22 protein-coding genes are annotated in these 20,688 nt (G+C 58.9%); 18 read left to right on the forward strand and 4 right to left on the reverse strand.

Annotated features, from left to right (window positions below; translation table 11 throughout):
• From ACFE0K_RS02020 to ACFE0K_RS02105, 18 genes are all read left to right on the forward strand, one after another.
• Nucleotides 1–1,152 (forward strand): helicase-related protein (locus ACFE0K_RS02020; protein ID WP_434534475.1); only part of this gene is annotated, 1,152 nt, incomplete at its 5' end.
• A gap of 426 nt (nt 1,153–1,578) precedes the next feature.
• Nucleotides 1,579–3,207 (forward strand): CTP synthase, encoded by a 1,629-nt coding sequence (locus tag ACFE0K_RS02025; protein ID WP_434534476.1) that lies wholly within the window; start codon nt 1,579–1,581, stop codon nt 3,205–3,207.
• A 17-nt stretch (nt 3,208–3,224) separates the two neighbouring features.
• Nucleotides 3,225–4,067: a 3-deoxy-8-phosphooctulonate synthase gene (gene kdsA, locus ACFE0K_RS02030; RefSeq protein ID WP_434534478.1), complete on the forward strand. Its 843-nt coding sequence runs from the start codon at nt 3,225–3,227 to the stop codon at nt 4,065–4,067.
• Between the two features lie 20 nt (nt 4,068–4,087).
• Nucleotides 4,088–5,380, forward strand: a complete 1,293-nt coding sequence (gene eno, locus ACFE0K_RS02035; protein WP_434534479.1) for a phosphopyruvate hydratase — start codon at nt 4,088–4,090, stop codon at nt 5,378–5,380.
• A gap of 57 nt (nt 5,381–5,437) precedes the next feature.
• The gene (locus ACFE0K_RS02040) at nt 5,438–5,743 is read left to right on the forward strand and encodes an FtsB family cell division protein (protein WP_434534480.1); all 306 of its coding nucleotides are present in this window, start codon (nt 5,438–5,440) and stop codon (nt 5,741–5,743) included.
• Nucleotides 5,740–6,453 carry a 2-C-methyl-D-erythritol 4-phosphate cytidylyltransferase gene (gene ispD, locus ACFE0K_RS02045; RefSeq protein WP_434534481.1) on the forward strand — a complete coding sequence of 238 codons (714 nt, stop codon included), beginning with the start codon at nt 5,740–5,742 and terminating at the stop codon, nt 6,451–6,453. Before ACFE0K_RS02040 ends, ispD begins: the two co-directional genes overlap by 4 nt.
• 2 nt (nt 6,454–6,455) lie before the next feature.
• Complete coding sequence (gene ispF, locus ACFE0K_RS02050) at nt 6,456–6,929, forward strand: 2-C-methyl-D-erythritol 2,4-cyclodiphosphate synthase (RefSeq protein WP_434534496.1); 474 nt, start codon at nt 6,456–6,458, stop codon at nt 6,927–6,929.
• Entirely contained in the window at nt 6,926–7,942 is a 1,017-nt protein-coding gene (gene truD / locus ACFE0K_RS02055; RefSeq protein WP_434534482.1) for a tRNA pseudouridine(13) synthase TruD, read from the forward strand. Before ispF ends, truD begins: the two co-directional genes overlap by 4 nt.
• 38 nt (nt 7,943–7,980) lie before the next feature.
• Nucleotides 7,981–8,643, forward strand: coding sequence for a protein-L-isoaspartate(D-aspartate) O-methyltransferase (locus tag ACFE0K_RS02060; RefSeq protein WP_297763315.1), 663 nt, complete (start codon nt 7,981–7,983; stop codon nt 8,641–8,643).
• 111 nt (nt 8,644–8,754) lie between these two features.
• Nucleotides 8,755–9,663 (forward strand): DUF368 domain-containing protein, encoded by a 909-nt coding sequence (locus ACFE0K_RS02065; RefSeq protein ID WP_434534483.1) that lies wholly within the window; start codon nt 8,755–8,757, stop codon nt 9,661–9,663.
• Nucleotides 9,664–9,751: 88 nt separating this feature from the next.
• Nucleotides 9,752–10,540: a peptidoglycan DD-metalloendopeptidase family protein gene (locus ACFE0K_RS02070; protein WP_434534484.1), complete on the forward strand. Its 789-nt coding sequence runs from the start codon at nt 9,752–9,754 to the stop codon at nt 10,538–10,540.
• Between the two features lie 27 nt (nt 10,541–10,567).
• Entirely contained in the window at nt 10,568–11,488 is a 921-nt protein-coding gene (locus ACFE0K_RS02075; protein WP_434534485.1) for a cation diffusion facilitator family transporter, read from the forward strand.
• Between the two features lie 118 nt (nt 11,489–11,606).
• Nucleotides 11,607–12,236 (forward strand): hypothetical protein, encoded by a 630-nt coding sequence (locus ACFE0K_RS02080; protein ID WP_434534486.1) that lies wholly within the window; start codon nt 11,607–11,609, stop codon nt 12,234–12,236.
• Nucleotides 12,233–13,771, forward strand: a complete 1,539-nt coding sequence (locus ACFE0K_RS02085; protein ID WP_434534487.1) for a GMC family oxidoreductase — start codon at nt 12,233–12,235, stop codon at nt 13,769–13,771. Before ACFE0K_RS02080 ends, ACFE0K_RS02085 begins: the two co-directional genes overlap by 4 nt.
• Nucleotides 13,772–13,942: 171 nt before the next feature.
• Nucleotides 13,943–14,539: a transcriptional initiation protein Tat gene (locus ACFE0K_RS02090; protein ID WP_434534488.1), complete on the forward strand. Its 597-nt coding sequence runs from the start codon at nt 13,943–13,945 to the stop codon at nt 14,537–14,539.
• An 11-nt stretch (nt 14,540–14,550) separates the two neighbouring features.
• The gene (locus tag ACFE0K_RS02095; RefSeq protein WP_434534489.1) at nt 14,551–16,149 is read left to right on the forward strand and encodes a GMC family oxidoreductase N-terminal domain-containing protein; all 1,599 of its coding nucleotides are present in this window, start codon (nt 14,551–14,553) and stop codon (nt 16,147–16,149) included.
• Nucleotides 16,150–16,375: 226 nt separating this feature from the next.
• Nucleotides 16,376–17,533, forward strand: a complete 1,158-nt coding sequence (locus tag ACFE0K_RS02100) for an iron-containing alcohol dehydrogenase (protein ID WP_434534490.1) — start codon at nt 16,376–16,378, stop codon at nt 17,531–17,533.
• Nucleotides 17,533–17,964 (forward strand): acyl-CoA thioesterase, encoded by a 432-nt coding sequence (locus ACFE0K_RS02105; protein WP_434534491.1) that lies wholly within the window; start codon nt 17,533–17,535, stop codon nt 17,962–17,964. The genes ACFE0K_RS02100 and ACFE0K_RS02105 overlap by 1 nt, the downstream gene beginning before the upstream one ends.
• A 216-nt stretch (nt 17,965–18,180) precedes the next feature.
• On the opposite strand, the gene ACFE0K_RS02110 is transcribed toward ACFE0K_RS02105, so the two are convergent.
• The 4 genes from ACFE0K_RS02110 to ACFE0K_RS02125 all read right to left on the reverse strand — a co-directional run.
• Entirely contained in the window at nt 18,181–19,152 is a 972-nt protein-coding gene (locus tag ACFE0K_RS02110) for an AgmX/PglI C-terminal domain-containing protein (RefSeq protein ID WP_434534492.1), read from the reverse strand.
• Complete coding sequence (locus tag ACFE0K_RS02115; protein WP_434534493.1) at nt 19,149–19,649, reverse strand: ExbD/TolR family protein; 501 nt, start codon at nt 19,647–19,649, stop codon at nt 19,149–19,151. The genes ACFE0K_RS02110 and ACFE0K_RS02115 overlap by 4 nt, the downstream gene beginning before the upstream one ends.
• The gene (locus ACFE0K_RS02120) at nt 19,646–20,176 is read right to left on the reverse strand and encodes an ExbD/TolR family protein (protein ID WP_434534494.1); all 531 of its coding nucleotides are present in this window, start codon (nt 20,174–20,176) and stop codon (nt 19,646–19,648) included. Before ACFE0K_RS02120 ends, ACFE0K_RS02115 begins: the two co-directional genes overlap by 4 nt.
• Nucleotides 20,177–20,219: 43 nt before the next feature.
• Nucleotides 20,220–20,688, reverse strand: a 469-nt coding sequence (locus ACFE0K_RS02125) for a MotA/TolQ/ExbB proton channel family protein (RefSeq protein WP_434534495.1), incomplete at its 5' end; no start/stop codon positions are given.

Here is a 20,688-nt window from a genome sequence, read left to right on the forward strand (position 1 = left end):
GCACAGGGACTGAAAGCACAGGCCTCCCACGCCGGGCTGAAAGACGAGCCCCGCCATCAGGTGCAGGAGGCGTTCATGGCGGGGGAGACTGACATCGTGGTTGCCACCATCGCTTTTGGCATGGGCATCGACAAGGCAGACATTCGCGCGATCTACCACTACAACCTGCCCAAATCCCTGGAAAACTATATGCAGGAAATTGGCCGGGCCGGTCGCGACGGACAACCCTCCCACTGCCATCTGCTGGCCAACCCGGATGACCTGACGGTGCTGGAGAATTTCACCTATGGGGATACACCGGACAGTGAGTCGCTGGCCGCGCTGATTCGCTGGTTATTGGCGCAACCGGCGCAATTTGATCTTGCCGTTCACGAGCTGTCAGGCCAGTTCGATGTTCGGCCTCTGGTTATCAACACCTTGCTGACCTACCTGGAACTGGAAGGGGTAATCCGTGCCACGGCGCCGTTCTATACCGAATACAAGGTGGCGTTCCAGGCACCGCGGGAAGAGACTCTTGCCAGCTTCAACCCGGAGCGGGCCGCTTTTCTCGAGCGCCTGTTTGAGACTGGCAAGCAAGGTCGAATCTGGCTGACCCTGCGCCCCCTCGATGCCGCCCAGGCGCTGGGCGAGGACCGCTTACGTATTCTCAATGCGCTCAACTATCTGGAACAGCAGCAGATGATCGAGTTACGGGTGGCCGGCGTGCGTCAGGGATATCGGATGCTGAACCCGCCAGCGGACAGTGAGTCCCTGATTGTGCGGATGCAGGAGCAGTTTGTCCTGCGCGAGCAGCGTGATATCCAGCGTCTGCAGCAGGTGTGTGACTGGGCGGAGAGCGCCGGATGCCATCAGCAGGCATTGGTCGGCTATTTCGGCGAGACCCTCGCGCAGCCCTGTGGTCAGTGCAGTGCCTGCCTGGGCGAACAGCCAACGTTGCCGTCCCGTCACCACAGCCCATCGGACCCGGCAGTGATTCACGCCATGCGTGAGGAAAATCACCCGGCCCTGGCCTCGCCTCGGCAGTTGGCCCGCTTTCTCTGTGGCATCACTAGCCCCAGAGCCAGCCGAGCCCGCCTGGCCCGGCACCCGTCGTTCGGGTCACAGATGGGCGCGCCATTTTCCGAAGTGCTAGCTGCCTGCGAGAACGTCTGATGCCGGGAACCTAAGGTGAGGTCCCGGCAGGAGTTTCGAAGAGCGAGTTGCGAGTCACGAAAGGTCGGCTCGGTTTTGCATTTCGCAACTTGCACCTCGCAACTCGCTGGGCCTGATAAGTCGCACCAGACGTCGGAATAAGGCCTTAGGCGATCCGGGTGAGTTTGTGCCGGGTATCGTGCAGCACCACTTTTTACGCTCCCGAGAGCGATTCCGATTGAGGCGAGGGGCGCCTTCTGTTAACATTTTCTCCCGTCCTGATGTAGCGCAAGCCCCTGAATTTTCAGGTGTTCAACCATCACTTGCGTAGCTGGCCAACCCGATTCAGAAAGCCCCTTGCCCGTGTCATGCGTGCAGGGTGTTTTTTTATTGGTGCCGGTTACACTGGTGAGAGTGCTACCAACCCACTAGCAATCTGGTGAGTGCATGTCACGTTTCATCTTTGTCACCGGCGGTGTGGTGTCGTCTCTGGGTAAGGGGATCACTTCAGCATCCCTGGCCACTTTGTTGGAAGCCCGCGGCCTCAACGTCACCCTGATCAAAATGGATCCGTATATTAATGTGGATCCCGGCACCATGAGCCCTTACCAGCACGGTGAGGTATTCGTGACCGAAGACGGCGCCGAAACCGACCTGGACCTGGGTCACTACGAGCGTTTTATTCGCACTCGCCTGAGCCGTCGTAACAGCTTCACCACCGGCCGTGTCTATCAGGACGTGCTGGACAAGGAGCGCCGCGGTGAATACCTGGGCGCCACCGTGCAGGTGATCCCCCATATTACCGACGAGATCAAACTGAAGATCCGAGAAGGGGCAGGGGATGCTGACGTGGCCATCGTGGAAATCGGTGGCACCGCCGGTGACATCGAATCCCTGCCGTTCCTGGAAGCGGCGCGGCAGATGCGTGTGGAGCTTGGCTCCAGCCAGTCCCTGCTGGTGCACCTGACGCTGGTGCCCTATATCGCCACTGCTGGCGAGATCAAGACCAAGCCCACCCAGCACTCTGTCAAAGAGTTGCGTTCCATCGGCTTGCAGCCGGATATTCTGGTGTGCAGGGCAGATGATCCGATACCGCAAAGTGCCCGCGACAAGATCGCCCTGTTTACCAATGTGGAAGCGCGGGCGGTGATTTCCTCCCCGGATTGCAAAACCATCTATCAGGTACCCCGTGGTATGCACGAGCAGGGCCTGGATGACATCGTGGTGGAAAAGTTCGGCCTGGATCTGCCGGAGCCGGATCTGGGCGAGTGGGATCGTGTGGTAGAAGCCCAACTGGATCCGGAAAGCGAAGTCACCGTCGGCATGGTGGGCAAGTACATTGAGCTGGTCGATGCCTACAAGTCACTCAATGAAGCCCTGATCCACGCCGGCATCAGCAACCGGGCAAAGGTGAATATCCTTTATCTGGATGCGGAAGATATTGAACGCGAAGGCACCGCTGTGCTGGAAAACCTGGATGCCATCCTGGTCCCCGGTGGCTTTGGCGACCGCGGTACCGAAGGCAAGATCGCGGCCATCCGTTATGCTCGCGAAAACAAGGTGCCGTACTTGGGCATCTGCCTGGGCATGCAGTTGGCAGTGATCGAATACGCCCGCCACGTGGCCGGTATCGAAAATGCCCATTCCTCCGAGCTGCGTCCGGATACGCCGGACCCGGTGGTGGGGCTGATTACCGAGTGGACCACTGAAGACGGTCGCAAGGAAAAGCGCTCCAGGGAATCCGATCTGGGTGGCACCATGCGTCTGGGTGGCCAGGAATGTATTCTGGAAGCGGGTAGCCGAGCGGCTGAGTGCTATGGTGGTACCAGTATTATTGAGCGTCACCGTCATCGATACGAGGTGAACAATAATTACCTGCCACAGCTGGAAGCGGCCGGACTGAAGATTGTTGGCCGTTCAACCGACGGCGAGTTGGTGGAAGTGATTGAGGTGGCAGACCACCCCTGGTTTGTGGCTTGTCAGTTCCACCCGGAGTTTACCTCTACGCCTCGTGATGGACATGGTCTGTTCAGGGGCTATGTGGCGGCGGCTCTGGCGGAACAGAAAGCACACTAAGGAAAGGTGTACGCGTTATGCAGAAGACCATCAAGCTCGGTGAGCTGGAATTTGCCAACGACAAGCCCATGGCCCTTTTCGGTGGCATGAATGTGCTGGAATCCCGTGATCTAGCCATGCAGGTGGCGGAAGCCTATGCGCAAGTGACCAGCAAGCTGGGCATTCCCTGGGTGTTCAAGGCCAGCTTCGACAAGGCCAACCGTTCCTCCCTTAGCTCCTACCGGGGGCCGGGTATGGACGAGGGTCTGAAGATCTTTGAAGAGATCAAGCAGACCTTCAATTGTCCGGTGATCACAGATGTGCATGAGCCCTATCAGGCAGCACCGGTGGCCGAGGTGGCGGATATCATCCAGCTGCCGGCCTTTCTCGCGCGGCAGACAGATCTGGTGGTGGCCATGGCAAAGACCGGGGCCATCATCAACATCAAGAAGCCCCAGTTCCTGGCTCCCCACGAAATGAGTCATATCCTGCACAAGTGCGAGGATGCCGGTAACGACCAGCTTATCCTCTGCGAGCGCGGTTCCAGCTTCGGGTACAACAACCTGGTGGTGGACATGCTCGGCTTTGGCATCATGAAACAATTCAATTATCCGGTGTTCTTCGACGTGACCCATGCCCTGCAGAAGCCGGGCGGGCGCGCGGACAGCGCCGATGGTCGTCGTGCTCAGGTGGCTGAACTCGGTCTTGCCGGCATCAGCCAGGGCATCGCCGGCTTGTTCCTGGAAGCCCACCCGGACCCGGATAATGCCAAATGCGATGGCCCCTGCGCCCTGCGTCTGGACCGTCTGGAGCCATTCCTGACACGGATGCAAACCCTGGATAATACCGTCAAGGCACTGCCTGCCTTTGAAAACAACTGATTGAAGAGAGATTCACTGTCATGTCCAAGATCGTTGACATCAAAGCCCGCGAAATTCTCGACTCCCGTGGCAATCCCACCATCGAAGCCGATGTGGTTCTGGAATCCGGCGCCTCCGGCAGTGCCTGTGCCCCGAGTGGCGCCTCCACCGGTTCCCGCGAAGCGCTGGAGCTGCGTGATGGTGACAAGGCCCGTTACCTGGGCAAGGGCGTTACCAAGGCCGTTGGCAATGTAAATTCCGCCATCCGTGAATTGCTGGTGGGTATGGAAGCCAGCGACCAGAAGGCCCTGGACAAGGCCATGATTGATGCCGATGGCACCGAGAACAAAGCCAAATTCGGCGCCAACGCCATCCTCGCCGTGTCACTGGCCGCAGCCAAAGCGGCTGCAGTCGATCAGGGCAAGCCGCTGTACGAGTACATCTCTGACCTGCAGGACGATGACAACGAGTACTCCCTGCCGGTACCGATGATGAACATCATCAATGGTGGTGAGCACGCGGATAACAACGTTGACATCCAGGAGTTCATGATTCAGCCGGTGGGTGCTCCTACTGTGGCTGAAGCAATCCGCTACGGGGCCGAAATTTTCCATGCCCTGAAAGGCGTGCTGAAAAAGCGCGGTCTGAACACCGCAGTAGGCGATGAAGGCGGTTTCGCCCCGGACCTGCCCAGCAACGAGGCGGCCCTGGAAGCGATCATGGAAGCCATCGAGATTGCTGGCTACAAGGCCGGTGATGACGTCACCCTGGCTCTGGACTGTGCCGCCAGCGAGTTCTACAAGGACGGCAAATACGTGCTGGCCGGCGAAGGCCGCAGCATGGATTCCGAAGAGTTTGCCAGCTATCTGGCCGAGCTGTGCGACCGTTACCCGATTATCTCCATCGAAGACGGCATGGACGAATCCGACTGGGATGGTTGGAAAATCCTGACCGAGAAGCTGGGTAAAAAGATTCAGCTGGTAGGCGACGATCTGTTCGTGACCAACACCAAGATCCTCAAGCGCGGCATCGACGAGGGCGTGGCCAACTCCATCCTGATCAAGTTCAACCAGATCGGTTCTCTCACCGAAACTCTGGATGCCATCAAGATGGCCAAGGATGCCGGTTACACCGCAGTGATTTCCCACCGTAGTGGTGAAACTGCTGACAGCACCATTGCCGACCTGGCTGTGGCTACGGCTGCCGGGCAGATCAAAACCGGTTCTCTGTGCCGCTCCGACCGGGTAGCCAAGTACAACCGCCTGATCCGCATCGAGCAGGAACTGGGGCGCGCTGCTTACCATGGTCGCAAAGAGTTCAAGTTCCTCGGTTAAATGATGCCGGATACCAGGACCAGCAGGGCAGGGAAGGAATCTGGCAAGCGGGAGGCCATGCAGCTGTCTCCCGCTAGGCAGGTTGTGATTGCCCTGTTGGCGCTGGTGTTTGTCGGCCTGCAGGCCCGGCTGTGGTTTGGTGAGGGCAGTCTGCGCCATGTAGCGACGCTGGAAAAAGAGGTGGCCACACTCAAGCAGAGCAATGCCAAACTGAACGAACGCAACCGGCTGATGGCCGCCGACGTGAAGGATCTCAAACAGGGCACCGAAGCGGTGGAAGAGATCGCGCGCAAGGATCTGGGCATGATTCGCGACGGTGAAAGTTTTTTCCTGATTCTCGAACAACCCCGGGGCGGTGAGTGAATCCTGTCATTAACGGCCCTCTCTATGCGGTGGTACCGGCTGCCGGTATCGGTGAACGCATGGGCGCGGGTTTTCCCAAGCAGTACCTGTCACTGGCCGGCAAGACCCTGGCCGAGCATACCCTCAATCGTTTGTTATCGTTTGCCCCCATCGACCGGGTGCTGGTAGCCGTATCCGCACAGGATCCCTGGTGGCCAACGCTGGGTGTGTCCTCGCATTCGCGTATTGCCACCGTCAGCGGTGGAGCCGCCCGGGCGGAATCCGTGCGTAACGGCGTCGCCAGGGCGCTGCAATTGGGCGGAGAAAACGCCTGGGTGCTGGTGCATGATATGGCCCGGCCTTTGGTGCGGCTGTCGGATATTCAGAACCTGCTCGACCAGACCGACGCTCAGGGCGCCATATTGGCCTTGCCGGTGGTCGATACCATCAAGCAGGCCGATGAGGGCAACCATATTGCAGCCACTCTGGATCGTGACTGCATCTGGCGGGCGCTGACGCCGCAGTTGTTCCCTGCTCGTGCGTTATACGATGCCCTGCAGGGCGATCTGGCCGGTATTACCGATGAAGCCTCTGCCATGGAAAGGGAGGGATACCGGCCGGCACTGGTGGCCGGTCATAGCGACAACATCAAGGTTACCGTCCCGGAAGATCTGGCGCTGGCCCGTTTCTATCTGGCCTGCCAGCTGGGCAATGAGGAGAGCATGCTGTGAGTATTCGTGTCGGCCAGGGCTTTGATGTGCACGCGTTCACCGAGGGTGATCATGTGATGTTGGGCGGTGTGGCGATTCCTCACAGCCAGGGACTCAAGGCGCATTCAGATGGTGATGTGGCCCTGCATGCCCTGTCTGATGCCTTGCTGGGTGCACTGGCCCTGGGGGATATCGGTCACTATTTCCCGGACACCGATCCGCAATGGCAGGGCGCGGATTCCGGCACGTTACTGGCGGCGATCTATCAGGACGTGACCGCGGCTGGCTGGCAATTGGCTAATGCGGATATCACCGTCATCTGCCAGGCCCCCAAACTGGCTCCCCATATTGCTGCCATGCGCCAGCGCATTGCGGATCTGCTCGATTGCCAGGTGGGGCAGGTTTCCGTGAAGGCGACCACCACCGAAAAACTCGGTTTCACCGGCCGCAAGGAAGGCATTGCGGTGCAGGCCGTGGTACTGGTGGAGTCTCGATGAGTCTTCCCTGCGCCCATGGCGGCCCGGCATCCACGGGGGTGCTGAAGGCCTCCCCGGCAGATTTTCAGGTATTTGAGCACATGCATGTGCGCCCGGAAGGCGAGGGCGAACACCTGTGGCTGGAGATCGAGAAGACCGCCTGGAATACCGAGGATGTGGCGTTACTACTGGCCAAACAGGCGGGCGTTCACCGCCTCGCTGTGGGCTACAGCGGACTCAAGGACAAGCACGCCATCACCCGCCAGTGGTTCAGTCTGCATCTGCCCGGCAAGGCGGATCCGGAGTTTGACTGGCCGCCGGGGCTGAGGGTGCTTCAAGGCCTTCGCCACCGCCGCAAGCTGAACCGGGGAACCCACCGTGCCAACGGGTTTGTGCTTCGTGTTACCGATTTTCAGGGAGATCGCCAGCAGCTGGAACAGCAGCTGGCCACCATTGAGCGCCAGGGTGTGCCCAACTATTTTGGTGAGCAGCGCTTTGGTCGCGGTGCTGGAAACCTGGTACGAGGCACCGAGTGGTTGTGTGGCGGCGAAGCGCCGCGCAAGAAAGCCCTGCGCAGTCTGTGGCTGTCAGCGGTACGTAGCGACTTATTCAACCAGGTCCTTGCCGAGCGCGTTAATCGGCAATGTTGGGACCGGGTGCTGGCCGGCGACCTGTTACAGCCGGAGGGAAGCCGCGGCCTGTTCCCGGCCGACGAAGACCCTGAGGCTGGCGAAAGAGTGATCGCCGGCGACGTTCACCCCACCGCCCCTTTGCCGGGGGTGCCGGGCATGGCATCATCTGGCCCTTGCCGGGAACTGGAACAGCAGATATTCGCACCGTATGCCACCGTGATTGATGGCCTGTGCCGTATCGGCGTTGATGAAGCCCGCCGGGCAACACGCTTGCCGGTACGGGAATTGCAATGGTCCTGGCAAACGGAAAGGGAAGGGGAAGTGTGTCTGGAGCTGGCGTTTACGCTGCCCACAGGCGCTTTTGCCACGACAGTGATGGCGGAAATTATAAAACCTGAATAATCCGCCGAGAGGCAAATCCAGAGGCAAAAGAAGTACAGATGGATATCCAACTTAGCGGCATCGGCATGACCTCTGCACGGACCCGGGATCGTCTGGTGCAACGGCTGCGTGATGCCGGCATCAGTGATGAACGTGTGCTTGACGCCATTCGCAATACACCGCGTCACCTGTTCATAGAAGAAGCTCTGGCTCACCAGGCTTACGACGATACCGCGCTGCCCATCGGCCATGGCCAGACCATTTCCCAGCCCTGGGTGGTGGCGCGCATGACTGAACTGCTTATCGCCAACGGCAGGCCCACCAAGGTGCTGGAGATCGGTACCGGCTGTGGTTATCAAACGGCGGTACTGGCCCAGTTCTGCGATGCCCTTTATTCCGTGGAACGCATCCGGCCACTACAAGACCAGGCACGCAAACGGTTGATGAAGCTGGGCCTGGCCCGGGTACAGCTCAAACACGCGGATGGCGGTTTTGGCTGGAAGAGCGAGGCTCCCTTTGATGCCATTCTCGCCGCTTGTGCCCGTGCGGACATTCCTGATGATCTGTTGTCACAACTGGCAGACGGAGGCCGTCTGGTGATGCCAGTGGGTGGTGATCGCCAGCAAATCCTGACGGTGGTAGACCGCGATGGTGACCAGTTCCATGTGCAATCACTGGACGCTGTCCGCTTCGTGCCATTCCAGCGTGGGGTGATGCGATAAGGCAGCTACGAGCTACTAGCTGCGAGTCAAACAAACACTTTGCTTTTGGGGTTGCGCTTCGTTTGGGGCGGGCCCGATCCTGAAAGCTAGAAGCTCTTTTCAAGGACTAACATGATTCGACCCGGTATTTTCTTTCGCGGCATGGCCATGGGCGCGGCCGATGTGGTGCCCGGTGTGTCCGGTGGCACCCTGGCGTTGATCACCGGTATTTATGAAGAATTGATCGATACTCTGGGTGGGCTGACGCCGCGGTTGCTGAAAGTGTGGCGCCAGCAAGGCTTTGTGGCGTTCTGGGTGCAGGCCAATCTAACTTTCCTGGTGACCCTGTTGGCGGGCATCTTTACCAGTATTGCCCTGTTGGCACGCCTGATTACCTGGTTGCTGGATATGCACCCGGTGCCGGTTTGGGCCTTCTTCAGTGGCCTGATTCTGGCCAGCATTTTTCTGGTATTGAAACCACTACAACAGCGAGGGCCCGTTCAGATCGCTGCCTTTGTGGTCGGTACCGGTGTGGCTGTTGCTATCGGCCTGGCGCCGGCCTTGTCGGCGGTGGGCAGTGGCGCAGCGGTGTTCTTCTTCAGTGGTATGCTCGCTATCTGCGCCATGATACTGCCCGGCATTTCCGGCAGTTTTATCCTTCTTTTACTGGGAATGTATCAACCGGTGCTGGAGGCAGTGAAGCAAGGTGAGATACCGTTGTTACTGGCCTTTATGGCCGGCTGCGCCATCGGCCTGCTGAGTTTTGTCCATGTGCTCAAATGGACCCTGCACCGATACCACGACACGGTCATGGCCTTGCTGGCCGGGTTCATGGCCGGGTCATTGCTGAAGTTGTGGCCCTGGCGGGTAGCGGGTGAAAAAGGGCTGGCGGATCGTTGGTTGTCACCGGCGCAATACGCCACTGAGACTGGTCACGGTTCGCAATTGGCATTGGCCCTGTTGGCCGCGCTGGTCGCGGCAACGCTGGTGTGGCTACTGTATCGGCTGGCGCCAGTGCATAATGTTGCGCAGGATTTGTAAGTATTGAATTTCCGGTACCGTAATCCGGTGCCATTTCGAGGGAGTGGTTAATGGCGTGCCAACACCCGACAGGTAGCGACTCATTCTGATGCGTGCCCTGGCGACGGCATTGATCTTCGTTATGGTAGGCGGCTGCAGTGCGGGAAATTTTGCACCGGTCGTTGATATCTACGGTCAAGAGCCACGAACCAGCAAGGTCACCGCTGGCACCCATGAAGTGCGCGGGGGAGAAACCTTATATTCCATCGCCTGGCGTTATGGTTGGGACTATCGGGAGCTGGCCAGGGCCAACAGGATTCCGGCGCCTTATACCATCTATCCGGGGCAGCGTATTTCCCTGGCGCTGAAAGCACCCTCCAGCGGTACTTCATCGGCCTCCTCAAGTACCAGTAAACCGGCACCGAAAGCCCAGGACAAACCCACCAGCAAACCGGCACCCGCCAAGCAGCAAAAAACACCTGCGCCCAAACCCTCTGCGACTGCGTCTGCAGGTTCCACGGTGGGCCCGGTGAGCTGGCGCTGGCCGGCTGGGGGACAGGTGGTGGAAACCTTTTCCAGTGACAATCATGGCCGCAAAGGCATCGCCATTTCCGGTAAAACCAACAGCCCGGTAGTGGCAGCGGCGGACGGGCGTGTGGTGTATCGTGGCAGTGGCCTGACCGGTTACGGTAATCTGTTGATTCTCAAACATAGTGACCGCTGGCTGAGTGCCTATGCCCACAATGACAAGATGCTGGTCAAGGAAGGGGATGCGGTAAAGGCCGGGCAGCAGATCGCCGCCATGGGGGCCACGGGGACCTTCCGTACCCAGTTGCACTTTGAAATTCGCAAGGACGGTAAACCGGTGGACCCGCTCACCTACTTGCCGAAGAAATAACGTCTCTGCTTATCAATGGAACTCTCCATGACCAGTGAAACCCGCCGGGAACACCGCCTTTTGATGATCGCCGCGCTGGCGTCAATCTTTACGGCGTTGCTGCTGATTGCAGCCAAGACGGTGGCCTGGCTGTTGACCGGCTCGGTGAGCTTGTTGGCGTCGTTGGTGGATTCGGTGATGGATTCGCTGGCCTCGCTGATCAATTTCTTTGCCATTCGTTATTCCCTGGTGCCTGCCGATGAAGAACATCGCTTTGGTCATGGCAAGGCGGAAGCGCTGGCGGGGCTGGGGCAGGCCATTTTTATTGCCGGCTCGTCGGTGTTCCTGATCCAGCAGTCCGTATTCAAGCTGATGGATCCGCAACCGATTGAGCAGAATACGGTGGGGGTAGCGGTGATGGTCTTCTCCATTGCCCTGACCTTCGGGCTGCTGCTGATCCAGAAATTTGTCGTCAGAGAGACTGGTTCTACCGCCATCGAGGCCGATTCACTTCACTATCTGTCAGATCTGTCAGTAAACGCGGGGATTATTCTGGTGCTGGTGGTCAGCCAGTATGGTTTTCTGTGGCTGGATGGCGCCATGGGGTTGGTGATTGCCCTGTTTATTCTTTACAGCGCCTGGTCGATTGCCGCTGAGGCCATCCAGTTGCTGCTGGATCGGGAGATTCCCGGTGATGTGCGTGATGTCATCGGGGCCATTGTGGCGGAGCATTCGCCGGCACTGGGGTTTCATGACCTGCGTACCCGCCAGTCTGGCCGTACCCAGTTTATTCAGTTGCATGTGGATATGGATCAGAACCTGTCGCTGCGTGAGGCCCATGACCTGGCTGAACGTATCGAGCAGGGGATCCGCCAGGCCTATCCGGCGGCGGATGTGATTATCCACCAGGATCCGGTGGCGGTAGGCCCCAGCGTGTCAGTATCGCGCCCCGAGAGTAGCGATTCCTGACCCACTATTTCTGGCCGCCTGTCCTGTGCGGTCAAGCCCTCCTGTTAGAGTAAACACATTGTATTCATGGGGTCTTTTGAGTAGCTTCAAGGCTGTATTTTTGCGTTGAGGACAGACCATGAAAAGCCAGCTTCAGGCGCGGCGGGTTTCCGCCATCTGGCAACAGGGCATGGCCCGCCGGCGGTTTCTGAAATGGGGCCTGCTGGGTTCCGCAGGCGTAGCGGCTGTCGCCGCCGGGGGCTTCGCCCTGCTGCGCCGTTCTCCTCTGGACAAGCAAGCGGTTCCGGCCTGGGCGCAAGGTCTGTCTGAGGCGGAATACCATCTCTTCAACCGGGCACGGCAGGTACTGTTGCCCGTTGACGGTACCGCTCTGCTGCCCAGCGAACAGGTGCCGGTGGTGAAAAATGTGCAAACCCTGCTGGGACATTTGCACCCGCTGACGCGAAAGGAGGTGGCAGCCGGCCTGGGCCTGTTCGATAACGCTGCGGTACTCACGCAAGGTAGCCGTTTTGTCGATCTGAGTGATGAGGATGCCCGCGACTATTTCGATAGTTGGGGGCAGGGCAATGTGATCCAGCGGACCCTGGCCACCGTTATCAAGCAGCTCGTCTATAGCGCCTACTGGCAGGATTCCGCCACCTGGCCACCCACTGAGTTCGATGGGCCGGTGAGTGACAAGTGGGGGCTGGCGTATCTGGGTAATGCACCGCTGCCTGACAGTGTTGCTGATGGAGAGGCACGGGCATGAGCGAAGTGAAATGGCAGGCATCCGGCCTGCGCGTCCATCAGGCCAGTGAGGTCACCCGCGACCATCTGCAGCTGGAAGCCGATGTGGTGATCGTCGGTTCTGGCGCCGGTGGGGCGGTGAGCGCCTATGAGTTGGCCAAACGGGGATTGAAGGTGCTGGTGCTTGAGGCCGGCCCCTATGTGCCGTCCAAGGACTTTACCGAGAATTTCACCGACAGCCTGGACACCCTCTATCAGGATCACGGCAGTCAGAGTAACAGCGACGGTGATTTGTTGGTGTTGCAGGGTGCCTGTGTCGGTGGCTCCACGGTGGTCAACGGCTGTGTCTGTTTCCGAACCCCGGACTTTATTCTGCAGGACTGGCAACGGGATTTCGGGCTGAGTGAACTCACTGCTGAAGAACTGGCGCCGTATTTCGACGAAGTAGAGAAGAACCTGGCCGTTCATGATAACGGTGAGCATGAAATTCCTCAGCATGGACGTCTGATCCGTGCTGGCGCCAATCGGCTGGGCTGGTCGGTGAAACCGCTCAAGCGCAATATCCGCCAGTGCGGCCTGACCGGGCATTGCCTGTCCGGCTGCAAGACCGAGCGTAAGCAATCCATGCTGGTGACCTATCTGCCCTGGGCGGCGGCTCATGGAGCGCAGATATACGCGGATACACGGGTAGAAAAAATCGTTACCCGCGAGGGCACGGCCAGTGGTGTTGAGGCGACCATTACCCGCCATGACGGCACCGTGGCGGCAGCCCTTTCGGTATCTGCGCCTCGTGTCATTCTCGCCGCCGGGGCAGTGCAGACCCCCTTGCTGCTGCTCAAGAGCGGGCTGGGTAACCGGTCAGGACAGGTAGGTAAGAACTTTGCCTGCCATCCCTCCCTTTACGTCCCGGCGCGCTATCCCGAGCCGGTGTACCCCTGGCGGGGTGCCATGCTGGGGGTTTATGTGGATGAGTTTCTGCATCCGGACAAGGGTGGGTTTGTGCTGGAAGACGGTGGGGCAGGCTTGGTGGAACTGACCATGGCTGCTGAGCCTGGCACGGGCAAGCCATTTATGGATTACATGGCCAATGCCAAATATCTGGCCGGGCTGGTAACCCTGATCCACGATCACAACGTGGGTAGCATCGAATGGGATGGCGAACGCAAAAAGATCAATTACCAGCTCAGCAATACTGATTTCCCGGCCATGCAACGGGCCCTGAAAGCCGCGGCGAGGCTGCATCTTGCTGCCGGCGCCAGCGAAGTCTACGTGCCGGCCAGCGATCAGCGGGTCATTCGTAGCGAAGCCGATATTGATAGCCAGGTGGACAGCCTGGAAAATCAGCCCCAGCATCTGCGTATGGTCAGCTACCATCCGCAGGGGACCTGTCGAATGGGGGCTGACCCGGATCACAGCGTGGTTGCCGTCAATGGGCAAACTCATGATGTGCCTGGCCTTTATGTGGCCGATGCCAGCCTGTTACCGACCTCTATCATCGTTAACCCTCAGATTACCGTGTACGCCCTGGCGACACGCATTGCCCGTCATATGGGCTGATTCAGTCCCTTCAAAAGCCTGCCCGGGAATGGCTGACAGGATGTCGGTTGTTCTCGGTCACTGGGGCTTTGGCGTTTGTAACGGTTTGTTATAGACTCGGCAGGGTAATTACCGCTCCACCAATAACAACAAGGGCCCAAAGGACACAGGGCCTGCCCAGGAGAGGGTTAGATGAATAACAACAAGCGTGCGCCGCTGCCCGGCTTTCTGGCCGGTCTGGAGCCGTTGAGTCGTCGCAGTTTTCTGCGCAGCTCCGTGCTTGCCAGCGCCGCAGTCACCTCCGGTTGTGCCAGTATGTTCGGGCGCCGAGACGCCCCGGAAACGCTGCAATATCACAGCCTCAACGAGGACGAAGCCCGGGTCATTACTCGTCTGACGGAAGTCATGCTGCCCACCGCCCGTTACGGGCTGCCCTCCAGCACCGAGGTTGTACCCACCGTCAAGAACGTGGATGCCATGAGCCAACGGATGCCCCAGCAGACCCGGGAATTACTCGGTCTGGGCATCTGGGTGTTCAACAACCGCCCCATGGTCAGCTTCAAGTTCAGCCAGTTCACGTCTCTCTCCGATGACAAGGCTCTCGATTACGTTAACGCCATGCAGGAAGGGTCGTTCTTCGAGCGCGGTCTGATGACCACGCTGAAGGCGCTGGTGGCACTGAACTACTGGCGCGATGAGCGCACCTGGCCGGGGCTGGAATACCATGGCCCGGTGACCGAAGTGTGGGGCGTGCGGCGCCTTGGTAATGCACCGTTGCCGCGAGCCTGACAGGGGGAATTATGGCTTTTATACGTGTCGCCCGTGACGGTGTCCCCGTCACCGAGGCTAAGGATGTGGCCCTGGACGCAAACCTGGGCAAACGCTTTACCCTGAAAACCGATGTGGTAGTGGTGGGCTCCGGCGCCGCCGGTTCCATTGTTGCCTATGAAATGGCCAAAGCCGGCCGCGATGTATTGGTGCTGGAATCCGGCCGCTATTACCCCAGCTCCCAGTTTACCGAACACCTGGGCGATACCATGACCAAGATCTATCAGGATCAGGTCGGCCAGGTAAATACCACTGCGGACTTCATTTTCGTCCAGGGTGCCTGTGTCGGTGGTTCCACGGTGATCGGTGCCTGCGTGATGGAAGAGCCCGGCGATGCGGTGCTGGATGGCTGGGCCAGCCAGTATGGCCTGGAGAATCTGTCGGCGGAAAAATTCCGGCCTTATCTGGATGGCGTGGCCGACCAGTTACAGATCCATATCAATGAGGCTCATGAGATCAATGCCTGTGCCCACAAGGTGATCCAGGGCTGCGAGAAAATGGAGTTTTCCTGGAAACCGGCCCAGCGCAACGTGAAGCAGTGTGCGCTGACCGGGCATTGCCTGGCCGGTTGTCCTTCTGACCGGAAAATGAGTTCGCTGGTGACCCATTTGCCCTGGGCCGCCGCCCATGGCGCACGGATTTTCTCGGATACCGAAGTGGTGCGCGTGCTTACCCGTGATGGTCGTGCCCGCGGCGTGGAAGCGCGGATTACCGACCCGGACAGTGGTGCCCATGTGGCCGACATGCAGGTAGATGCAGACATGGTGGTACTGGCCGCCGGCGCCATCCATACACCCCTGATCATGCAGCGTAGCCAGATTGAAGATCGCAGTGGTCAGCTGGGTCGCAACCTGTCGATCCAGCCCTTTACCCAGGTGCTGGGTAAGTTCAAGGAGCCATTGTATGGTTTCCGGGGGGCGCTGGTCGGGGTGCAAGTGGATGAATTCACCCGCACCGATGGCTATACCATTTTCTCCGGGCTGGCGGAGCCGGAATCCCTGCTGGCCCAGGGTGACATGAAGGCGGGCAAGGCCCACATCGACTTCATGAAGAACTACAAGTACTACGCCGGGGTGAATGCGTTCAGCACGGATCAGGGTAGGGGGTACGTGGAATGGTCAGGAGATGCCTATACCGGTGACAAGACCATTCACTGGAACCCGAACCGGGAAGAGTTCAACAACATGAAGGCGTCTGCTGCTCTGGCGGCGCGGATCTTCTTCTCCGGCGGCGCGGAAAAAGTCTACATGCCCACCTTCCAGAACCTGGAAGTGGATTCGGTCTTTGCGCTGGATGAAACTCTGGACAAGGTGGATTTCGGTCTCAAGGGTATGTATACCTTCCGGGCCAACAGCTTCAGCCCCCATGGCACCTGTCGCATGGGCGCTGACCCGTACCAGGCGGTGGTGGCTCCCACAGGGCAGGTGTATGGCACCGCAGGCCTGTTCGTGGCAGATGCCAGCCTGATCCCCGAGCCGATGACGGCACCGGTACAGTGGACCGTTCAGGCGCTGGCCCAGTATGTGAGCGACCAGATCAACGAGAACGCGCACAATTACTTCATCGGTTAACGTCGTTACGAAGGGCGAGTTGTAGGGAAAAAGGGGATGCCTGGCGGCATGTCTTCGTTCCATTCAGCTCGCTCTTTGCATTCTGAGGCTTGAGCTCACGCCCTCTGGTTTCGCGGTTATCGTGTCTGCATCGCGACGCAAATCGCGGCTCCCACGGCGTCATCCGCCATCCCCGCCTGTGCTAGCATTGATGTCCTAATCGGCACGTCATTTCAGGAGAGTCATCATGCCGGGTTTCGAATTCGCAACCACTCACCGTGTGCTGGTAGAGGCGGGCGCCGCCGGCCGTCTGCCGGGGCTGTGTCAGGAGCGGGGCGCTAGTCGGGTACTGCTGGTCACGGATCCGGGTATTCGCAGCACGCCACTGCTCGGACCGGTGGAAGACAGCTTTCGTCAAGCGGGTATGCCGCTGGCCATCTTTGATCAGGTTAGCGCTGATCCGGCAGACACTGTTGTGTTGGATGCAGCACGGCAGGCGAGGGAAGCGAAAGCTGACCTTGTGATTGGATTCGGTGGCGGTTCCTCCATGGATGTGGCCAAGCTGGTGGCGTTGCTGGCGCATCCGGATGCCAGTCAGCAACTGTCCGATATCTACGGGGTGGGCCTGGCCACGGGGCCGCGCCTGCCGTTGATACAAGTACCAACCACGGCGGGGACCGGGTCGGAAGTGACCCCGGTAGCCATTGTGACCACCGGTGCCACCACCAAGGCGGGTGTGGTCGCGCCATCGCTGCTGCCGGATCTTGCCGTGCTGGATGCACAACTGACCCTGGGCCTGCCGGCCCCTGTGACGGCAGCCACCGGTGTGGATGCCATGGTCCATGCCATTGAGGCTTACACCAGTGCCCACAAGAAAAACCCCTATTCGGATATGCTGGCCCGCGAGGCTTTGCGCCTGTTGGGCGGTAATTTGGTAACTGCCGTGAACGATGGCAGCAACCTGGCGGCCCGGGAAGCCTGTTTGCTGGGCGCGATGATGGCAGGCCAGGCTTTCGCTAATGCGCCGGTGGCCGCCGTGCATGCGCTGGCCTATCCGCTGGGTGGGCATTTTCATATTCCCCATGGTCTAAGCAACTCGCTGGTACTGCCGCAAGTGCTGAAATTCAATGCCGAGGTGGCTGCGCCTCTGTACGCAGAGCTGGCGCCGATTGTCAGTGATCAGAGTTTCACGGATGCCAGTGGTGGTGCCGAGGCACTGATTGCGGCGCTGGAGGCCCTGATCAATGCGGTGGGATTGCCGGTGCGCCTGCGCGATGCCGGGGTTAGCGAAGACAGCCTGGAAACCCTTGCGGCGGATGCCATGCTTCAGCAGCGTTTGCTGATCAACAACCCCCGAGAAGTGTCCGAGGCGGATGCGCTGGCGATCTACAAGGCGGTGTACTAATGGCAGAGAAGGGCAACCGGCCTGATCGTGATGCGTATGGGTATCTCTGCCCGGTGGACAGTCGCTGGAGCGACAACGATATCTACGGCCATATCAATAACGTGGTTTATTACAGCTATTTTGATTCCACCATCAACCGCTATCTGATCGAGCAGGGCGGCCTGGATATTCATGATGGCGAGCATATCGCCTATGTGGTCAGCTCCGGTTGCGATTATCTGGAAGCCGCTGCGTACCCTGACTCGTTGTCAGTGGGTATGAAGGTGGACAAGCTGGGCAACAGTTCTGTGCGCTACGGCATGGCATTATTTGGCGCTGAAGGGCCGGCGAAGGCGACAGGCTTTGTGGTACATGTTTTTGTGAATCGTCAAAGCGGCCGGCCGGTATCGATCCCGGCGCCGTTACGGGCAGCGCTGGAAAAGCTCGTCTGACTGGCAAACGCGTTTTGCCCTCTGGAGTCACTCCAATGGGAGGAGGATAGGGTAGGGTGCACTGAGCCGAAGGCGAACTGCACCATCAAACGCCGAATCGGTGCAGTTCGCCTGAGGCTCAGTGCACCCTACGCATTAAGAGCCAAGACGAGGTTGTCCTCATCACAAAAAAGCCCGGCCTTTTGAGCCGGGCTTTTTTGTGGCTGACCATCACGATCAGTTGGGGAAGAAGTTCAACTTGTAGTCTCCCTTCCAGGTTTCCACATTCATGGCACCAAAGTTCATGCCTTTGGCAATCAGCATGATGCGCCGTTCCAGTTGACTGTCACCCAGCTGGCTGGATTTCACTTTCACGTCCTGCACATCGCCATTAGGCGCAATGACCAGGTAAAGCACCACAGTGCCTTGCAGGGCCGGGTTACTGCGCAGCGCCCGCTGGTACTGGCTATTGAACTTGCCAGCGTAACGATCGAATACACGCCGTAACTGCTCCTGGGTACGACGGCTCTTGCCATCGCTGCCCTTGCGGCTGGTGCTCGCAGCCTGGCCAGATTCGGCAATCTTGCTGTCCACCTTGCCGCCGCCAACAGTGCCAGCGGACAGGGTGCCACCGCCGCCACCGCCGCTGGACGCCCTGGCAGTTGCCACACCGCCGGAGCCGGTACCGGCACGCTTGCCGATCAGATCTCGCTCGGCCTTGGCCGCGCTATCGCCACCGGTACGAAGGTTGTCGCCGGAATTCACCAATGGGCCGATATCATCCAGACCCGCCAGGGAATCGCCAAGATCTTGTTCCAGTCGAGCCTGGGCTTTTTCCCGAGCCTGTTCCCGCTGGGGTTCGACGGGGTCGGGCTTCGGTTGCGGTTTGGGCTCCGGTTTCGGTTCATCCGGTTCGGGTTTTTCCTCCGGCTCTTCTTCCTCGGGTTCAGGCTCCGGTTCGGGCTCCGGCGGCGGTGGCTCTTTTTGCTTTTCAAGAACCAGCTGCGCCAGGCGTTCCGGGATTTCCTGTTGTTCCCGCGGGTCCGGTTTCTCGATGGTGACCGATTCCACCACAATCATAAGCAGCAATGACAGAATCAGCAGAATGATAATGATGCCGTAAAGGCGCCGGTCTTCCCCCTCTTGCTTGTCCCAGGGCAGGGAACCATCAATGAGTATGCGCAGCTTGTTGTTATTGTTCTGCGTCATTCAGACTCCTCCTCTGCCACTTTCAGGACAGCAAAGGCGACCTTGGTGTAGGGCGTCTCCATGCAACTGCGCATCAGTTTCTTGATGACGGCATAGGGCACATCCCGGTCGGCCTGAATCATCACTTCCCGCTCGTCTTCCGGCTTTATTGCCAGGGCGCGGGAAGCACGGAAGTTCAGTTCTTCTACCAGAGCGTCGACAGTACGCTCTTCCTGCACTTTTACCGCCTGGGTATCGGCAATCTTGCGACCATCGATGATCACATTGGTCGCGCTGACCTGGATGATCAGAACATCGTTGGGCAGCTCCTGTGCGGTGGATTCCGGCAGTTGAATATCCTGATCTTCCGGTAGCTTGGCGGCGTTGTTGTTGTTCACCAACAGAAAGATCAGCAGGATGGTGAAGATATCCATCAGAGAGGTCAGGTTCAGGGTGGCAACCATCTTGTGGCGGCGATGATGACGGGACATACGGCGGGCGCGGGCGGATTTCTTCACGCGTCACCTCCATTGCGGCCAGTCTGATCCTGTGGCGCTGAGCCAATGCTGATGCTTGGGAACAGCTCTTTCTTGATGGTCTGGCCGTTGATCTGCGTGTTGTAAAGACGCACGGCGTCCATGGTGTGGATCATCACCTCATAGGGGGTGTCATCCTCACAGAGCAGAGTAATGGCGGTTTCATCGGGAAACTTTTCTTTCAGAGTCACCAGATAATCATGCAGGGCGGCGCTGTCATGCTCTTCGCCCTTGTTCTCCACAATTTTCAGTACAGCACTGGTGTTGCGGTCCACCACTTCATAGCGGTTACCGTAAATCAGTACTTCCAGTACCAGTTTGTCTTTTTCGTCGTCTTCCGAAGGTGGACTGCTCTCATTCACCGCGGGCAGGTTCAACTGCAGGATGGAGACCTGCGCGAAGACCGCGTTGATGAGCAGAAAGGGAATCAGCACTACCATCAGATTCAGAAAGGCAGTGATGTTCAGTTCCACATCGGTGTCGCGCGAACGTCGTCTGCGAAATCGCATACCAGATCCTTACACCAGATTGGCGAAAACAAGAAATTACGGCTTATTGGCCGTCGTTCTTGCGCTCTTGCTGGGCAGAAACCTGGCGGAAGACGTTAACGAATTTCACCGAGGCCATTTCAATGCTATCCACCAAGTTGCCGGCCATGGCGTTGATAAAGGCGAAGGCCAGAGGCATGGGAATGGCGGCAATCAGACCGAAGGCGGTGGTGTTCATGGAGACGGAAATAGAGGCGGAAAGCAGATCGGCTTTCTGGGCGGGGTCAGCACTGGCTACGGCGGTAAAGGCGCTGATCAGACCGAGGATGGTGCCCAGCAGGCCGAGTAGGGTGGCAATGTTGGCAAAGGTACCGATGTAAGGAGTACGGGCCGCCAGTCGCGGGATGATTTCCATCAGGCCTTCTTCCATGGCCAGTTCGATATCATCGTGGCGCTTGGCGGTCTTGGCGCGCTCCAGGCCGTAGCCGATGTCTTTGGCCATTCCGTTGTTGCTGCTGCTGACCACATCCAGC

The sequence above is a fragment of the Alcanivorax sp. genome, from assembly GCF_051117345.1.
Taxonomy (GTDB): Bacteria; Pseudomonadota; Gammaproteobacteria; order Pseudomonadales; family Alcanivoracaceae; genus Alcanivorax.

Bases quoted from the DNA above. Each gene is read 5' to 3' on its own strand.
- ACFE0K_RS02025 (WP_434534476.1), top strand. From the start codon at position 1,579: ATGTCACGTTTCATCTTTGTCACCGGCGGTGTGGTGTCGTCTCTGGGT.
- kdsA (WP_434534478.1), top strand. From the start codon at position 3,225: ATGCAGAAGACCATCAAGCTCGGTGAGCTGGAATTTGCCAACGACAAG.
- eno (WP_434534479.1), top strand. From the start codon at position 4,088: ATGTCCAAGATCGTTGACATCAAAGCCCGCGAAATTCTCGACTCCCGT.
- ACFE0K_RS02040 (WP_434534480.1), top strand. From the start codon at position 5,438: ATGCAGCTGTCTCCCGCTAGGCAGGTTGTGATTGCCCTGTTGGCGCTG.
- truD (WP_434534482.1), top strand. From the start codon at position 6,926: ATGAGTCTTCCCTGCGCCCATGGCGGCCCGGCATCCACGGGGGTGCTG.
- ACFE0K_RS02060 (WP_297763315.1), top strand. From the start codon at position 7,981: ATGGATATCCAACTTAGCGGCATCGGCATGACCTCTGCACGGACCCGG.
- ACFE0K_RS02065 (WP_434534483.1), top strand. From the start codon at position 8,755: ATGATTCGACCCGGTATTTTCTTTCGCGGCATGGCCATGGGCGCGGCC.
- ACFE0K_RS02070 (WP_434534484.1), top strand. From the start codon at position 9,752: ATGCGTGCCCTGGCGACGGCATTGATCTTCGTTATGGTAGGCGGCTGC.
- ACFE0K_RS02075 (WP_434534485.1), top strand. From the start codon at position 10,568: ATGACCAGTGAAACCCGCCGGGAACACCGCCTTTTGATGATCGCCGCG.
- ACFE0K_RS02080 (WP_434534486.1), top strand. From the start codon at position 11,607: ATGAAAAGCCAGCTTCAGGCGCGGCGGGTTTCCGCCATCTGGCAACAG.
- ACFE0K_RS02085 (WP_434534487.1), top strand. From the start codon at position 12,233: ATGAGCGAAGTGAAATGGCAGGCATCCGGCCTGCGCGTCCATCAGGCC.
- ACFE0K_RS02090 (WP_434534488.1), top strand. From the start codon at position 13,943: ATGAATAACAACAAGCGTGCGCCGCTGCCCGGCTTTCTGGCCGGTCTG.
- ACFE0K_RS02095 (WP_434534489.1), top strand. From the start codon at position 14,551: ATGGCTTTTATACGTGTCGCCCGTGACGGTGTCCCCGTCACCGAGGCT.
- ACFE0K_RS02100 (WP_434534490.1), top strand. From the start codon at position 16,376: ATGCCGGGTTTCGAATTCGCAACCACTCACCGTGTGCTGGTAGAGGCG.
- ACFE0K_RS02105 (WP_434534491.1), top strand. From the start codon at position 17,533: ATGGCAGAGAAGGGCAACCGGCCTGATCGTGATGCGTATGGGTATCTC.
- ACFE0K_RS02110 (WP_434534492.1), bottom strand. From the start codon at position 19,152: ATGACGCAGAACAATAACAACAAGCTGCGCATACTCATTGATGGTTCC.
- ACFE0K_RS02120 (WP_434534494.1), bottom strand. From the start codon at position 20,176: ATGCGATTTCGCAGACGACGTTCGCGCGACACCGATGTGGAACTGAAC.